The following is a 16551-nucleotide window of genomic DNA, read 5'->3' on the forward strand; positions in this document are numbered from 1 at the left end:
GATATCGTCGACGCCTACGGGTTTTCCGGTTCGATCGTTGCTCCCACCGAGCGCATCCGAGCTATCACGCGCTCGAACGTTTTTGCGTCCAGCTCGAGCTGAGCCATCATCACGAACAGCATCTGGGCACTCATCTGCCGCGGATTGTGCGGGTTCGTGTACTTCCTCCAATGCTGATCCCCGGCCAACCAGGCAAGTTCCGCCATCTGCTTGCCGGTAAAGCCGAGGCTGTTCTTCAGGGAGGCCAGATCCTCCGGAGACGGGGGCGTGTATTTGATCGGCATAGTTGTGACCGCGAAAAGTGGGCTTCATGATGTCGTCCTTACGGGATAGCGGGACTCGCGAACGCGTTTCCCTATGGGACGAAATATAGCCCTATTGGGGCTATTCATCAAGCCATTTTCGAAGCCTTTGCGAGGGAGTGCAGTCGTCATCAACGCACCCCGCCTTCGAGTGCGCGCGCCGCCAAGCCGAGCCCCTGCATCAACGGCGCAAGGTGATCGGGCCGGATACAGATACCCTTCGTGCTCGGTTTGAAATTGCCATCAGTGCCGACATACCAGACGCGGCAGTCGACGTACCACTTCCCTCCCCGCTCGGTCAGCCCGATGCGCAAGCGTTCCCGCGAGCCTCGTTGAATTTCACAGATCGGCGGCTGGTGGTTCTCGGCCATATTTCAGCCCTCCACCTTGTAGTTGGCGGGGTCGGCGAGGAACTGCTCGATCGACGACAGTCGCCAGCCAACGGAACGCGGGCCGAGCTGGACTGCGGGAGGGAACGTGCCGGCCTTGATGCGGCTGTAAATCGTGGAGCGAGAAAGTCCTGTTGCGGCCTCCACCTGCTTGCGACGCAGAATAGTGAGTGTCGCTTGAAGTTGCGTGACCATGTGTCCTCACTGGCTGAAAGTGAGCGCCCCGAGCCCAATCTGGAACGCATGGACACCGAATATATTGACCGAGAAAATGTTACGGAAGCCGCCACAGGCCTTCCATTTTTATCGTGCTTTGGGACGCCCCCGCTTTCCTCGATTCAGCCCGACCTTCGCCGCCAATTCATCAATGGTCTTACGCGAGCGCCCGTAATTGACGACCGCACGCTGCTTTCGTTTCGTAACCGGCGGCCCATCCGGATCACTCAGATATCGCATGGCATCGACTTTTTGTGCGGCATCTTGGATCCGCTCTCGAAACGTGCCCGAGCGTCCAGTTGGACCGAGGCCCAGTATTTCCGCAGCCTCCATCCCGTTGCTTGCTGACAACAGTTTGGCTGCCCACTCATCGAATTTGGAGAGGATGGTTTCCGGGATTGGCAACCCGTGAGTGCGCCACTCGAGGTAGGCCGCCCAAACTGCGGCGCCCTCATGGCACTCGACATACGTCGTCAGCCATCTGTCGGACGAATACCCAACTAACTGCTCCTCGATCTTCCTAAACGGATCATCGTCCGTCATAGCGCGCTCCTTCAAGCGCCCTTCATTGAGGCGCCCTGCCAGGCCGGTGAAGGTGTCCGGCTTTTCGCCCGCTAAAGCTAGGCAGGGGCAATGGCGATTATGGGGCCTCCGCCGCTGTTGCCGTGCGGTTTTCTTCCGGCACGGGGTAGCCGATCTGCCGGAAATCTTTGGTGGTATTTTTGGTGGTATCTACACAACGATTTCCGTAGCAACCTAAGCCAGATAACGCCAAGCCGGATTTTATCTGGTCCCGCCCTGGCACCAGATACGATTCCGGCAAGTTCCGGAAACATGCAGAAACCCGCGACAGCTCAAGGCTTCGCGGGTTTTTTGCTATGTGTTCCCTCCAGCGAACGCACTCAGCGGTTGGCCACGCCCGCCGATTCGGCATCCGCTTCGACGCAACTGAAACTGCTGGCGAGCCGACGGCTGCCCGAGCCCTTGTAACGCGCCTGCAGCGGATAGGCACACACCGCGCGCTCGAACTTCACGCCGTCGTTCGGATTGTCGTTCGCGTACTTCGTCGAGATGAACCGGTCCGGCGCCTTGCCGCGTTCGACCCAATCCTGCAACGCGCTGACGACGTCGCGATCGGGGCTGTATTCCGTGGGCGGGGATGATCCGCCCAACGTCGTCGGCCCCGGTCCGTGACCGCAATGCCCCATGCCCGGCACCATGACCAATCGAAACGATCGCCGCGCGCCCTCCACGCCGCCCGCCCTTTCGGCGACCTTGTTGAAATACTCGATCGGCCGGGTCGGCGCATTGATCGCATCCGCCCATCCCTGAGTCATGATCAGCTTGCCGCCGCGCGCCGCGAAACGTGAAATGTCGGGATTGGTGGCATTGACGATCGGCGAAAGGTGTCGATCGACGCGCGTGGCGTCCGCACCGAAATCGAATGTGGTCCAATCCCAGCGCGCATCGCCAAAGACCGAACTGGCGAGCAGCGGCTGCGCGTAATAGGCGGCAAGTTGATGCTGGATGGCGGCCCACCCCCGCTCGCTGCCTCGCGCGAAACCCGGGTAAATCAGCTCGCCCGTCAGCGCGTTTTGGACCGGCGAATACAACCGCTTCGCCTGTTGCACCTGCGCGGCGCTCAGGCAATTCGCCTGGCTGTCGCCGCTCTTGCATTGCAGCTCGGCGGGATCGAAGCGGCATTGCGCCGGATCGTCGAGAAATCCGTCGGCGAGCGCATGCGCGCCACCGCAGTGCTGCAACACCGCGCGATTGAGCAACGCGAGCGCGTCCGTCGTCAACAGCGCGTCGGGCTGCCGCGCGGGAAGCATCGCGCCCCAAAGAAAGCTCTGCATCAACTGGCTGTAGTACACGCCGGGCGATCTGGCATCCACGCCGTCATAATCATCCGGGAAATCTTCAACCTCCCGCATCGCCTCGACGCCGCCGCAGCCGCTGAAGTACGAATACTTCGCGCTCCGGCCGTAGTACGCCTGAATGATTTCCTTCGCGGCAACGGTCATCGGATGGACCGACAGATGGGCCCAGTCGCGCAGCGCTTCCGGGTCTGCCGCCCAGTCAAGGAGTTTGCCGGGCTCGCCCGAGCCGCTCCCTTTGTAGCCGGTATCGCCATTGACCGCGGCGAACCCGCGCGCGGCGGCCGACGTCAGTTCGCTGTAGTCGATGAAACCGCCGAACCCGCTCTTGCCGGTACCGACCAGACGATCGTTCCAGTCCAGCGGCAACCAGACCTCGATGCCAAGCTTGCGCTTGGGCGCCGTGCTGACCGTCGCCACGACGCGGCAAACCGGTGCACTGGTCACCGCGACGGTGCCGTCGACATTCTCGAAACGGCTCTGGGCCGGCACGATCTGCGCAAGTTCGACTCGCGTGTCCTTGATATGCGCCTGCTGAAGCCGGCTGCAGTGCTCGATTTGCTGCGCATCGTCGTCGGTACCGGCACGCGCCGAAGCGCCGTACCCTGCCAGACCAGTGACGATCCCCGTCCATAGCAGTGCGGCCCGCATCAAATGGCGACCCGCGTTACTTTTTCCGCAACTTCCGCGCATATCGTCTACCCTCGTTTTTTCTACGGACACCCACATGGGCTATCGCCGGCCTCGTCGCATCGCGACTCCGCCGGATTGGATGCGACCGGATTCCCGGACCGTTCCCTACCGGTCCGGATCAACGATCGACAGTTGATTCGACATCCTGTTTTTTTATACGGACGTCTATCGGGTTCGGGAAGATGCCTGCACATCCCAGGTGGAATTCCGGGCATGGAACCGGCGGCCGAAACGCGAACCGCCGGTCAGTCTGCGCCATCCCCAAACAGGAATGAAGACAAGCGAATAGAGAAGAAACGTCATCACTCTGAGCATATCTGTGTCGTCCCGATCGTTCAGTCGAGCGGTATCTCGGCGCGCCAGTCGGATGTTTCGACCAGCGCCGCCTGCTCCGATTTGAATAGAACGCATGACCCGAGCACCAGAAGGTCGATCTCGGTTCGCATGAAACAGCGGAAGGCCTCCTGCGGCGTACATACGATCGGCTCGCCGCGCACATTGAACGACGTGTTCACCAGCACCGGGCAGCCGGTCCTGGCCTTGAAGGTCTTCAACAGCCGGGCATAGCGGCCGTTGCGGGCGTCCGTCACGGTTTGCACGCGCGCGGAGAAGTCGACATGGGTGATGGCGGGAAGATCAGACCTGACGTCATTGATGCAACCGAGCGAGCGCCGGGGCGTGTCGCGCTCGCGAATCGCCGCCGACACGGGCGCGACCACCAGCATGTACGGACTCTCGTTCTCGAGCTCGAAACAGGTATGGGAATCCTCCTCGAGAACGGACGGCGCGAACGGGCGAAACGATTCCCTGAACTTGATCTTCAGATTCATCGTGCGCTGCATCCCGGAATTGCGCGGATCGCCCAGAATGGAGCGCGCGCCCAGCGCACGCGGACCGAATTCCATGCGCCCCTGAAACCACCCGACGACCTTCCCCTCTTCAAGCGCGGCGGCAACGGTATCGAGCAGTTCGCCTTCGTCGAGCCGCTCGTACCGATGCCCTTCGGACTTCAGAAAGTCGACGATCTCGTCATCGGAAAATTGCGGTCCGAGGTAAGCACCGCTCATCGCGTCATTGGCCGATACGGGCGGCCGACCATCCTGCTTGATGGCGGTATCCAGCGCCGCGCCCAATGCACACCCCGCATCGCCCGCGGCCGGCTGCACCCACAAGCGTTCAAACAGGCCCGACCGATCGATTTCACCGTTGGCCACGCAGTTCAACGCAACCCCGCCCGCCAGGCAGAGATGGGGCGCGCCGGTGAGGTTCCTGGCTTCGCGCACCAGGCCCAGCACCGCGCGATCGGTAACCGCCTGTATCGATGCCGCGATGTCGCATTCCCGTTGAGTGAGCGGCGCCTCCGGCGCGCGGGCGGGACCGTCGAACAGCCGCTCGAACGCCAGTCCGGTCATGCGGTGCCCGCGCAGAAACTCGAAACAATCGAGATTCAGCGAGAACGAGCCATCCGCCTTCAGGCTCACGACATGGTCGAGAATACGGTCCACGTAACGCGGCTCCCCATAGGGCGCCAGCCCCATCAGCTTGTATTCTCCGGAGTCGACCTTGAAGCCGCAGAACTCCGTAAAGGCGGAGTACAGCAACCCGAGCGAATGGGGATAGGAAATCGAAGCGACCAGGTCCAGCCGGTCGTTCGCACCGCGCCAGATGCTCGTGGTATGCCACTCGCCGACCCCATCGATGCAGAGGACGGCCGCATTCTCGAATGGCGACGCAAAAAACGCCGAGGCCGCGTGCGAGCGATGATGAGGAATGGCGGTCGCGCGAGGGCCGCGGCCCAATCCCAGTTGATCGAGCTCCTGATCCACAGTGCGCAGCACGTTGCGCTTCCATTGGAGCCATTGAGGCAGAGCCCGGGAAAACGCCGGAAAGCCGCCTGGACCGGCACTGCCGAAGGACGACAGCATGCGTCGAAACTTGACGTTCGACTCTTCGTAATAGGTCACCGACGCAAGGTCGGACAGTTGCATCCCCGCCTCGCTCAGGCAATAACGTATGGCGTTCCCCGGAAACGCGGAATCGTGACGCTTGCGCGTGAAGCGCTCCTCCTGCGCAGCGGCGACGGGAATGCCATCCACGATCAGTGCCGCGGCGCTGTCGTGATAGAACGCAGACAATCCCAGATGGGCTTTAGGCATGTGACGGCTCCCGCGCTGTCCTTACGCGCCATGAACGCTTCTGCTGTTTGAAGAAATCGAGTTCACTACTGCGTTTCGTGACGGGTGCTAGGGCCGCGTATCCGGCCCGGATGCGATCCCATTCGTCATCCTGATCGACGAACTGAGCGGCAGCGGCCATGTGGGCGTCGATGGCATCGGCTGCCCATGCCGAGTGACCGGTCGAAACGTTGTCGATCGTGTTGTGCAGGTCGACGAACTGCGTCGAAAACCCGTGATGCTTCAGAACCTTGCGGGCGGATCGATAGCTTCCTCCGACACCGGACAACTCCATCGCCAGGTTGAGGCCGAGAATCTCGGGCCGAAGCGTGGCGGGCAATTTCCCCAGGCACAACCAGAAGACCGGCAGCCTCAGCGACTCGCTTCGCAGCCGCGGATCGTGCGCAAACTCCCGCGAACCCGTGGGCGCGAGCTCGACGCCCATCGAGACCAGGAGATCCCGATAGATTCGCGGATGGTTGATCGACCGGTCGCCGTTGCCGAGCTCGTCCCAATAGATCCGGAAAAGCGGCGCACCGACCCGGCTCGACGCATACGCCACTTCGCTGAAGCCCTGAAGCCAGGCGCCGTCGATCAACGTCAGCGGCGCGAGCTGCAGCGTCTGGTCGATCAGCGTCTCGCGGCTGGGCATCGATTGCTCCTCGGTGCGTTGAAACGCCTCATCGTGCAACGCGTGCGCATCGAGCAACCAGCTTCTCAGCAAGCCTTGTTGCCATTTTTCCGGCAACGATCGCGCCGATGCACCGATCGAGCGCCGCGCGACGGACAGCCAAAATTGCGCGTAATCGAGCGCAAAGCGGCGTGTGCGGGGCGCAAGCGCACGGCCCTGGAGCAGATGGTACGCATCGCGAATATTCTCGGGCACCGCGCCGAGCTGGAGATCGCCGGCTTCGATCGGCCGCCGGTGCTCCGGCGGCGACGCCGTCGCGCTCACGCGTGCCGGGCCCGGCTCGGCGGGGGCGTCCGGCTCCGCCAACGACAGAATCCAACGCCGGATCACGTCGAGATCCTCGGGCTGGAAAATCCGAAACATGCGTCCGTCCGGCCGCAGCAGCGAACCGAGCAACATGCTCCGGTCAGGATCGCCTCGACAGATCAGCCGGCTTCTCGCCAGCGCGTCGACCAGCGGCTGTGGATCGCTTTTCGCCTCGACGAACCAGCGCTTCAGGGACTTGCCCTCCAGCGCGAAGTCCTGGTGATAGACGGCAGCCTCGCCCGCGCGCTCCTGAATCAGCCGCGCCATCGCCCGCGCCGGGTCGGCGGCGAGCCTGACGACCGCCACGAAATCGGCCGCATCGGCCGCGAGCGCGTTGATTGCCCAGACCATGCCGTCGCGGATGCGTGAATGACGCTCCGGGCTGGTGTCGTGGCGATCCAGGATGTGACGCGACAGGGAAGCCGGAGTATGGCCGCGCGGAAGCGCATCGGTTTGCTGCACGGCCAGATCAAGGCGCTCCCACCCGGACGCATGCATGGCTTCGGCCAGCACGCGCCAGACAGGAAGCAGGCCGACCGTGCGAAGCGCATAGTCCAGCCCCGCGATCTCGGGCACGAACATCTCGCTGCGCCGGCTCAGGGCAAACAGGAGCGCGGGCAGACGAAAGACGCCATCCCGCAGGCTGCGATCCGCCACGATGTCGCTGGGCTGCCCGGCCGCACTCACCAGGTCGATGCTTCGCGCGATCCGGCGGAAGCCGTCGGTCCTGGACATCTCCGCCTGACCGGCGCCCGCGTCATCGGCCAGCAAAGCGAGCGCCTTGAGCTGCAGGTCGTCTTCGAAATCGCACGGACAGCTCAGGCCCTGCAGCCATCGGCCGAGCGAAGACGCAACCGGCGCACTGTGCGCGAACAAGCACCGAGCGGCATGCCTGGCATTGTCGCCATGCCCCGTCGCACGGACGGCCGAACGAAGCTCCGCCTCGTGGCGACGCGTGCTCTCGACGAGAAAATCGCGAAGCCCGTCGACGCTTTCGGCGACCGTCGGGGGCATCATGTCCACCGAAGCGAATCCCGCTTCGTCGATCAGGCTCCGCACGTTGCCGGACTCCAGAAACAGTTCAGGCGTCTGCGTCAGTCTGTAAATGTCACGCCACATCACCCGTATCCCGTTGGCCATCGTTGTCGATCACGGCATGCCCCGTTCGACCGCTACATGATTTTTCTATCGCGCTTCCCGGTTGGACTGGAGAAGTCCGCGCTGTCTTCGGGCCGGATGCCCAGCCACACCATGACCCCGGCGCAGACGAGCATGACGACCGACGCACCGGCCGCATCGCGCAGGCCGCTCACGATGTGATCGTCGCCGCCCGCGACCAGCGCGCCGAACACCGCCACGCCAATCGCGCCGGCCGCCTGGCGCGCCGCATTGAGCACGGCCGATGCGGTGCCCGACCACGTCGGCTCGACGCTGGCCAGGATGGTCGCGGTCATCGCCGGCACCACCAACGCCGCGCCGCCGGGAATCAACAGGAACGGCGCCAGCATCGACATATAGCTGCTGTTCTCGTCCAGCCGCGCGAGAAGCAGGTAACCCAGCGCGCCGATCGCGCTGCCCAGCAGCATCGGAAGCCGCGCCCCGAAGCGGCTGTTCAACCAGCCGCTCACCAGATTGGCGATCACGGACGTAGCCGTCAGCGGCACGAACGCCAGCCCGGCCTGCAGCGCACTGTAGTGCTTCACGTGCTGCAGATACAGGCTCAGCACGAACACCAGGCCGTAGTAGGTCAGGTTCACCGCGACACCGAGCAACACCGCCTGGCTGAAGTGAGGCAGCCGGAAAAATTTCAATGGCAGCATCGGATGCATGATTCGCCCTTCGACCAGGACGAAGGCCACACCGCTCACGACTGCCAACGCGAAGCCGCCGAGTATCAGCGGATGGCCCCAGCCCAACGCCCCCGCTTCGATCGTGACGCCGCACAGGCTCGTCAGCGCCATGACCGCCAGCACCTGGCCGGGAAAATCCAGCGGACGGCGGGTTCGAAGCGTTTCAGGCAAGCGCAACGTGAGCCCGATGCCGAGCGCGCACAGCGGAAGGTTCGCGAGAAAAATGCTTCGCCATCCAAAGCTTTCGAGCAACACCCCGCCGATCACCGGGCCGACCGCGATCGATCCGCTGCCGGCAGCCGTCCACAATGCGATTGCCCGGGCACGCAGTTGCCGGTCGTGGGCGCACGCATGATTGAGCAAGGCCAGCGAAGGCGGCACCAGCAACGCCGCGCCCAAACCCTGCACGGCGCGGGCAGCGACCAATTGCGTCACGGAAGTCGCCGCACCGCACGCCGCGGACGCGACACCGAATACCGCGAAGCCCATCAGATACGCGCGCCGCGCCCCGAAACGATCAGCCAGCGTACCCGCCGACAACAGCAGCACCGCAAACGCCAGCGTGTAGGCGTCCACGACCCATTGCAACCCGGCCAGCGGACTGTGCAGCGCGCCGCCCAGCCGGGTCAGCGCCACGTTGACGATCGTCACATCCAGTTGCACTACCGCGAAGCCAAGACCCGTGGCGATCACGGTCCACGTCATGGACGGATTCCGGTCGGTCATGCCGGGCACGGTGAATCTGACCAAAGGTTCGGCTGGATCATGGTGCGTCGTCTCGATTCGTCTGTTTGCAGGATTGCGACAAGATCACCCGCGTCCCGGCCCGCGACAGGCGGCTCGAGTCACGAAGAAAACCATCCCCCGTCAAAACATCGGATAGATGGACGCGTCCTTCTGTTTTCCATTTTTCTTCTTTTTGATCCCCAATGCCCCGAGAATGAAATTCCACACCTTTTTCATGATTGATCTCCGTTGTTCAGTTCTCGAAGAAGAAGTTTCGCGACCACGTCGGAGCCCTCGTCGGTGAAGTGAATGCGATCGACGAAGAGCCACTGGTCAGGCCGAGCCGCTTTCGCCAGCACCGAAGTGAAATCCACGAAATTGACGCCCATTTCCGTCATGCCGGGCTGCAAGCGTTTCAGGAATGCCTGGTGGGTCGTCACGGAACAGACGTCACGGTAGGTCTCCCTGAAGGAGCCCTGAGTATCGAGCTCCGCGAAAATGGCCTGTTCCTCGACCGAGCCGCGGGGGCGAACCCAGTTCGCCAGCGGCTGAAGCACGTAGGACAGCCGCGCGCCGATCGCATCGCACAGCATCCGCCACGAGTCCACGTGCCGAAGGATCAGGTCCGCCGTATAGGCGATCTGCGCATCAACCGGAAGGATGTCATCCGGCTTCGCCTCCTTGACCTCTTTCTTGAACCACGTCGTCAGCCCCGACGGCTTCTTTCCCGTCAGGCGATCAAAAAATTGCTGGCTGAAGAAAAACCCGCCATGTTCGCCGCGCAAATGCGACGGCAAACCCGACAGCACGAGATCGTTGAGTCCCGAGAAAATCACCACCTCCTTGATCGGAGGCAACTGGTGGCGGTAAAGCAGAAACTGAAACAGTTCCTGCATCGAGTTGAAAGCACGGCCGCCGAAGTTGACCCACGGCTCGGGCCGGGGATCGTTCTCGGTCAATCGCGACGACAGCGTATGACGATCGGCGGTCGCTCCCGTCCCGAACACCGTGGAGCTTCCGACCAGCAAGCGCACCGGCTCCGACCGATCCAAGGTGGTCGCGGAATGCCGTTTGTTTCGAGCCTCGGTATAGCGAAACCCCGATCCGTCGGTCGATACGATGTCGGTCTTGAAATTGGCCGGATGAAAATACATGACGTAAGGCAACCAGCCAAGGTTGTCCGGGTCCATGAACTCACCGACATAACCCTGCATTTGTGGCGTGAGATCGGAAACAGCAGACATCGGTGTCCCTTATCCTTGTTTTGATGCGCTCCAGAAACGTGACGAGAAAGCACTGCCCGTCGCGCATGTCGCACGAGAAATCCACGCTGCGCGCGAAGGACTACGCTTCGGAGCGCAGTTCCTTCGTCGTTCCGCTTTTCAGCCGGGCCAGCATCCGCCGCACGATTTCCTGCACCGGTTCGTCGTCGTGCCGCGACGGTACGAATTCAGGATGCCGGGCGTTGACCTCCTGACTCTTGCGCGTCCACGACTCGCAGCCCGCGAACTGCATTGACTTATCGGCATCGAACGACGGCCACGCGCGATACTGGTTGATGCCCGGCACGGCCGCGCCTCGAACCAGGATGGGGTTCAGATAAAGCCCTTCACTCTCGATCGTCGTGGACGTACCGATGAAGGCGATATCGAGCCCGCATCGACGCTTGGACGATCGGTTCGGATCGGAACCGTGAATGACATTCGGATGGTGCACGGACACATCGCCGGGCTGCAATTCGATGTTCACGGCGCTGCTGATATCGACGTGCCGATCCTCCATCGACGACATCAGCAAATTCGGCGTGTCGTCGCGCAGTATCAATTTTTGCAGCGGGAGCTTGTGGGTGCCCGGAACGACCCGCAGGCAGCCGTTCTCGGCGGTGCTCTCGTCGACGGCAAGCCACAAGGAGGTTGCCTCCATCGGAGACAGTTTCCAGTAGGCGCCGTCCTGATGCCAGAGAACCGCCTGACCATCCCGCGGCGGCTTGCAAATGTAGTGGGCCGTAAAGCAGGCAAGGTCGGGCCCCAGGAAAAGCTCGGCAATGTCCAGCAGGCGACTGTCGGTCACCAGCCGAACCCAGAACGCATCGTCGCGCATCAGGGGATGATGAAGATGCTCCGGGCGAAATTCGGGGAATTTTTCGCGAAGCCAAAGCAAGTGATCTCTCGCCTCGGCAATCAGCTCGGGGTCGATGACGTTTCTGAAAACGGTAAACCCGTCTTTATTATATTCCTCGAGATTACGCGAATATTGCTCTTTATTCTGCACGCTAAGCATATTCTCTCCACGCCATTGCGAGACGAAACAGTCGGATTTGGATAACAGACTCGAACACACAAGACAGACGCCCCGCTCGCACCGCGAGCGGGGCCCCTATCGCACGGCCCCATGAAAATCTCGAGTTATCACGCAGAAGTTGGAATTTTTATTTTCAGAAACGACAACGACCATCACATATGAAAAAATGGCGCCTCGTGCGCGTAAGACTCAATTCCCCCAATACCGGATCGATTCATAAATCCGCTGCACCGGGGTGTATTTATCTCCGCGCTTTATTGTCGGAACGATTATTGCCATGCGATGTTCGTGCGAACATGCACAGTTCGTGATAGTTTTGTCTGAACTGTTCAGCGAAAAAAAGAAACACTTGCCCAGACGACCTGGCCCGTGCGGCCGCTCAGGAGTATTTGATGAAGCTCGAACTCGTTCTTGACCGCGGCAGCAACCTTCCGCTTACCGACCAGATCGTCAACGGTGTCGTTGATTGGTTACAGAATCATGCAGTCGGCGCCGGCGTGAAACTGCCGTCGATTCGACGGTTCGCCGCCGACCAGGGGGTCAGCCGTTACCCCGTGATCGAAGCCTACGACCGCCTGGTTGCACTGGGGCACGTCGAATCCCGGCACGGCTCCGGGTTTTACGTGGCAAGCCATCACCATCAGCACGTCGCGGCCGCACTGGGCCTGGCCGATCCACGTCGTGCCGAACACGAATCCGAGCACATTCTCGAACAGCTCAACCATCCGAGCGAATCGCTGAAACTGGGCAGCGGCTTCATCCCGGAGATCTGGCGAGACAAGGACGGCCTCGGGCGTGCCATCCGTCACGTATCGCGCACGGAGGGCGCCAATCTGGCCGACTATGCGTCTCAGCACGGTTATCCGGGGCTGCGCGCGCATCTCCTGCACCGCATCGCCCAGTTGGGCATCGAGGCGCAACCGTCCCAGATTCTGCTGACCCAGGGCGCGAGCCAGGCGCTTGATCTGCTGATGCGCTACATGCTCAAGCCGGGCGACACGATGTTCGTCGAGGACCCCGGCTATTACAGCCTGTTCGGCTTGCTCAAGCTGCACGGCGTCAAGCTGGTCGGCATCCCGCGCACGCGCATCGGCCCCGACCTCGACGTGCTGGAAGCGCAATTGAAGCAGCATCGCCCCAAGCTCTTCTTCGTCAACACCGTGTTCCACAACCCGACGGGCACGACCGTCGCACCGCAGGTCGCGTTCCGCCTGCTGCAACTCGCGCGTGAACACGGCGTCACGCTCATCGAAGACGACATTTACGCCGACTTCCAGGCGACGCCGACCGACCGGCTCGCGACGCTCGACCAGCTCGAGCACGTGATCTATGTAGGCGGGCTGTCCAAGACCCTGTCGTCGTCGCTCAGGGTCGGCTACGTGCTTGCTCCCCCGTCGGTGATCAAGGACCTGGCCGACATCAAGATGCTGACGAGCCTGGGCGGCTCGCGTTTCATCGAAGCGGTCGCCGCGGCGATGCTCGAACGCGGCACCTATCGGAAGTATCTCGAGAAACTGCGCCTGCGCATCCAGTACGCGATCGGCGCGACCGTGCAGATGCTGGAGAGCTGCGGTTGGGAGCTGTTCGAAAAGCCGGTCGGCGGCACGTTCATCTGGGCGCGCTTGCCCCATATCGACGATTCCACGCGCCTCGCCGAATACGGCGCGCCGCACGGCGTGACGATCGCGCCCGGCAGGTACTTCCGGCCGAATGCCGAAAAATGCCCGTGGATTCGCATCAACGTCGCGTATGCCGGCGATCCGCGCGCGCAAGCGTTCTTCCAGTCGGCGGCCTTGCTCAGGCCCTGAGCCGCCATCATCAGCAGGCCGGCGACCCGCGTCGTGCGCCGACGGTCGCGAGCCGGCCTGCACGCCTACAGTTCGAGCACCAGCCGTTCGCCGCCGCACGCGCGCGAACAGCAGGTCATCATGCGGTCGTGCGCGTCGCGTTCCGCGCGCGTGAGCACCCTGTCGCGATGGTCGACCCTGCCCGCCAGCACCCGCACCTCGCACGAGCCGCACAGGCCTTCCCGGCAATCGCTCTGCACGTCGATGTTCGCCTGCTGCAGCGCCGCGAGCACCGTCTGACCGGCGGCGACCGGAATCACCAGTCCGGAGTCGTTCAGTTCGATCTCGAACGGCCGTTCCTGCGACGGATCGAAGGCTGGCTTCGTCGCCGTGAAATGCTCGACGCGCAGCGCGTCTTCCGGCCAGTGCGCGCAGCACGCCTCCAGCGCGTCGAGCATCCGCGCCGGGCCGCACGCATAAATGTGCGTCTGCGCGTCGGGTTGCGCGAACAGCGACGCGAAATCGTTCCGCGTGCCTTCTTCCGATACGTGCAGATGAAGACGCTCGCCATGCAGCGCGGCCAGCTCGTCGAGCATCGCCATCGATGCGCGGCGCGGCCCGCTGTAGTGAATCGCGTAGTCGATGCCGCGGGCCTTTGCCTCGCGCGCCATCGCGCTGATCGGCGTGATGCCGATGCCGCCCGCGACGAAGATCGCCCTGCGCACCTCGCCGGAGAAGCGGAAGTGATTGCGCGGGCCGCGAATCTTCAGCACCTCGCCTGCATTGACGCTCGCATGAATCCACGCCGATCCGCCGCGGCTCTCCGGCTCTCGCAGCACCGCGATCTCGAATGCACCGCGATCGGCCGGATCGCCGCACAGCGAATACTGGCGCGACAGCCCCGTGTCGCCGCAGAGCACGTCGATGTGCGCCCCCGGCGCCCAGCGCGGCAACGGCTTGCCGTCGGCGCAGACGAGCCTGATCCGCACGATCCGCTCCGCGCACGCCGACACGCGCTCGACCGTCACCGCGCGGCTCACCGCATGTGACGACGGCTCGCCGATCCGCACCACCGCGCGCGGCTCCAGCACCGACGCATCGCGGCGCTCGGGGTTTTGCGCCGGGTCCCATTCGACGATGAGATGCTCCGGCCCGCGAAACGACGTGTTCGGCACATACGTGAAGCGCTGCTCGGCCAGCCGCATGTGCGGCAGCCGGCGCGTGAACTCGTCGAGGAAGACCTGCATCTCCATGCGCGCCAGGTTCTTGCCCATGCACTGATGCGCGCCGTAGCCGAACGTGAGCTGGTCGCCGGCGTTCTCGCGGCGGATGTCGAACAGATCGGCATCCGCGAACTGGCGCTCGTCATGATTCGCCGACGACGTCACGATCAGCAGCTTCGAGCCCGCCGGGATGTCGACGCCGCCGATCGTGACGTCCTTCGTCGCGAGCCTGCGCCACGCGGCGACCGAGCCGTTGTGACGCAGGCACTCCTCGACCGCGTTCGGAATGAGGCTCGGGTCCTCGCAGATGTCGCGCCACGCCTCGCGGTGCTGCAGCAGCAGCTTCATCGCGTTGGCGGTCGCGTTGGCCGTCGTCTCGTGCGCGGCGACGATGCCGGCCATCATCATCGAATGCAGATAGGAATCGGTGACGACGTCGGGCAGTTCCTGCTGCTTGCGGATGCCGTACTGCATCCAGCCCGGGCCGGACGGGTCCGCGCGCATCCTGTCGAGCACCTTGCCCGCGTACTGCCAGAACTTGCCGACCGCGTGCGCGACCGCGACCTGCTCGTCCGGCTTCGGGCGGCCCCAGGTGTTCACCGTATGCGCGATCGAATACGCGCGCAGCGTGTCCATGTCCTCTTCCGGCACGCCGAGAAAATGCAGCGCCACCGTCAGCGGGACTTCCCACAGCATCTGGTCGACGAGGTCCGCGCGGCCGTCGTCGATGAAGCGGTCCACGTACTCGCGCGCGAGCCGGCGCACCATCGGCTCGTGGTGCGTGAGCGCGTCGGGCGTGAACGGGTCCATCAACGCGCGCCGGCGCGGCATGTGCGCGGGCTCGTCTTCGTTCACGAGCGTGCGGCTCATCGCGTAGCCGTACGACGCCAGCACCGCGTTCGCTTCTGGGCCGGTCGGCGTGATTTTCTCGAGCGCGATCGACGGGCTGAATGTGAGGTTGTCGCGAAAGATCGCCTTGATGTCGGCGTAGCGCGTGACCACCCAATAGCCGAGCCCGGGGCTGTAGAACACCGGCTCCTGCTCGCGGGCCCAGCGCAGGTAGTCGGGCGGGTTCTGCTGGTAGCCGTCCCCGAACGGGTCGAATGCGGCGGCGCGCGCGCTTACCGGGCAGTTGCCGGGCGCGGGCGGTGCTGCCGGCGCCGCGTCGTGGAAGGGGCACTTCGGGACACCGGGATCAGGGGTGCCTGCGGGCATGGTTGTCTCCGAATGTTGATATGCGCTGCGTGAATTCAATTCACGTTACGTATTATCTGGATCGTTGCCAAATACGAAATGGTGCACCACCGCACTTCGAATACATCGCTATCGGATAGCGCGGTATCCCTGACGTTGCAAGTCCCGGTACACCCAATTGTTGCCTTGGCACGCACAGTAGCCGTTTTTCGCAACGAGCAACAGCACGGCCGGAATCAAAAGGGCCGCGTGGCCGCGCGTGCCAAGCAGGCTGACGGCTGCATCGATTGCAATCAACCGGCCTCCCAGGGCAACCAGTCCTTCCGAGTATGCCCACATCGTGCCGAATATCAGGGCACCCCAGTTGAAGCCGCGTTTCACATGGCGCTCGGGCATGATCGGATGAATCATCAGTCTGGTCGGCATCATTGCATGTCGAAAAAATGAGTACGGGACGATTGGTTATCGTCGTGAAAATGGCACTCTTTAATGTGTTCGAGCTTGCTTGCCATATGACTGAATGTGCCATTGCCGAAATGCCCTCTCGGAACTGGACTCAGGTCTCGGTCATTGGATGAATCCAGCGCTCCGTCAATCCATGACGAACCAAAAACGAATCGGCCCAGACGTCGCCCGGGCCGCCTCGCTTGCGTCTACTCACCGGCGCGCGCCTACGCCTCCATTTACCGGAACACGCGGGGCAGACCGTCGGAGTTCGGCCAAGGCCGCCATTGCCGATTACCTCGTGAACGTCCGCTTGCGATAATCTCGCGGAATTGCCGTCGCAACGGAGAGGGTTGCGAACGACTGCGACCGGCAGGT

General features: G+C 62.9%; 13 protein-coding genes. 1 reads left to right on the plus strand and 12 read right to left on the minus strand.

What is annotated here, in order from left to right; translation table 11 throughout:
- Positions 1–14: 14 nt before the first annotated feature.
- The 10 genes from KY49_RS31230 to KY49_RS31270 all read right to left on the minus strand — a co-directional run bounded on the left by KY49_RS31230 (position 15) and on the right by KY49_RS31270 (position 11504).
- The gene (locus KY49_RS31230) at positions 15–284 is read right to left on the minus strand and encodes a hypothetical protein (RefSeq protein ID WP_042588167.1); all 270 of its coding nucleotides are present in this window, start codon (positions 282–284) and stop codon (positions 15–17) included.
- 149 nt (positions 285–433) lie between these two features.
- The gene (locus KY49_RS31235) at positions 434–673 is read right to left on the minus strand and encodes a transcriptional coactivator p15/PC4 family protein (RefSeq protein WP_042588168.1); all 240 of its coding nucleotides are present in this window, start codon (positions 671–673) and stop codon (positions 434–436) included.
- Between the two features lie 3 nt (positions 674–676).
- Positions 677–886: a helix-turn-helix transcriptional regulator gene (locus KY49_RS31240; protein WP_042588169.1), complete on the minus strand. Its 210-nt coding sequence runs from the start codon at positions 884–886 to the stop codon at positions 677–679.
- Positions 887–994: 108 nt separating this feature from the next.
- Positions 995–1450: a hypothetical protein gene (locus KY49_RS37925; protein WP_156162652.1), complete on the minus strand. Its 456-nt coding sequence runs from the start codon at positions 1448–1450 to the stop codon at positions 995–997.
- Between the two features lie 359 nt (positions 1451–1809).
- Positions 1810–3513, minus strand: a complete 1704-nt coding sequence (locus KY49_RS31245) for a tannase/feruloyl esterase family alpha/beta hydrolase (protein ID WP_231636573.1) — start codon at positions 3511–3513, stop codon at positions 1810–1812.
- A 299-nt stretch (positions 3514–3812) separates the two neighbouring features.
- Complete coding sequence (locus KY49_RS31250; RefSeq protein WP_042588171.1) at positions 3813–5633, minus strand: carbamoyltransferase family protein; 1821 nt, start codon at positions 5631–5633, stop codon at positions 3813–3815.
- Positions 5626–7767, minus strand: a complete 2142-nt coding sequence (locus tag KY49_RS31255; RefSeq protein ID WP_042588172.1) for an iron-containing redox enzyme family protein — start codon at positions 7765–7767, stop codon at positions 5626–5628. Before KY49_RS31255 ends, KY49_RS31250 begins: the two co-directional genes overlap by 8 nt.
- A gap of 53 nt (positions 7768–7820) precedes the next feature.
- Positions 7821–9203 (minus strand): MFS transporter, encoded by a 1383-nt coding sequence (locus KY49_RS31260; protein ID WP_080428094.1) that lies wholly within the window; start codon positions 9201–9203, stop codon positions 7821–7823.
- Between the two features lie 254 nt (positions 9204–9457).
- A complete protein-coding gene (locus tag KY49_RS31265; RefSeq protein ID WP_042588174.1) occupies positions 9458–10468 on the minus strand; it encodes a hypothetical protein in 1011 nt (336 codons plus the stop codon).
- Between the two features lie 100 nt (positions 10469–10568).
- Complete coding sequence (locus KY49_RS31270) at positions 10569–11504, minus strand: phytanoyl-CoA dioxygenase family protein (protein WP_042588175.1); 936 nt, start codon at positions 11502–11504, stop codon at positions 10569–10571.
- A gap of 413 nt (positions 11505–11917) precedes the next feature.
- On the opposite strand from KY49_RS31270, the gene KY49_RS31275 reads away from it, so the two are divergent.
- Complete coding sequence (locus KY49_RS31275) at positions 11918–13333, plus strand: aminotransferase-like domain-containing protein (protein WP_042588176.1); 1416 nt, start codon at positions 11918–11920, stop codon at positions 13331–13333.
- A gap of 65 nt (positions 13334–13398) precedes the next feature.
- Here KY49_RS31275 and KY49_RS31280 read toward each other — a convergent pair whose 3' ends face one another.
- Complete coding sequence (locus tag KY49_RS31280) at positions 13399–15750, minus strand: cytochrome P450/oxidoreductase (protein ID WP_042588177.1); 2352 nt, start codon at positions 15748–15750, stop codon at positions 13399–13401.
- A gap of 108 nt (positions 15751–15858) precedes the next feature.
- The gene (locus KY49_RS31285) at positions 15859–16140 is read right to left on the minus strand and encodes a hypothetical protein (protein ID WP_231636575.1); all 282 of its coding nucleotides are present in this window, start codon (positions 16138–16140) and stop codon (positions 15859–15861) included.
- Positions 16141–16551: the final 411 nt, after the last annotated feature.

Origin of the sequence: Burkholderia sp. MSHR3999 (assembly GCF_000833595.1) — a bacterium.
Lineage (GTDB): Bacteria > Pseudomonadota > Gammaproteobacteria > Burkholderiales > Burkholderiaceae > Burkholderia > Burkholderia ubonensis.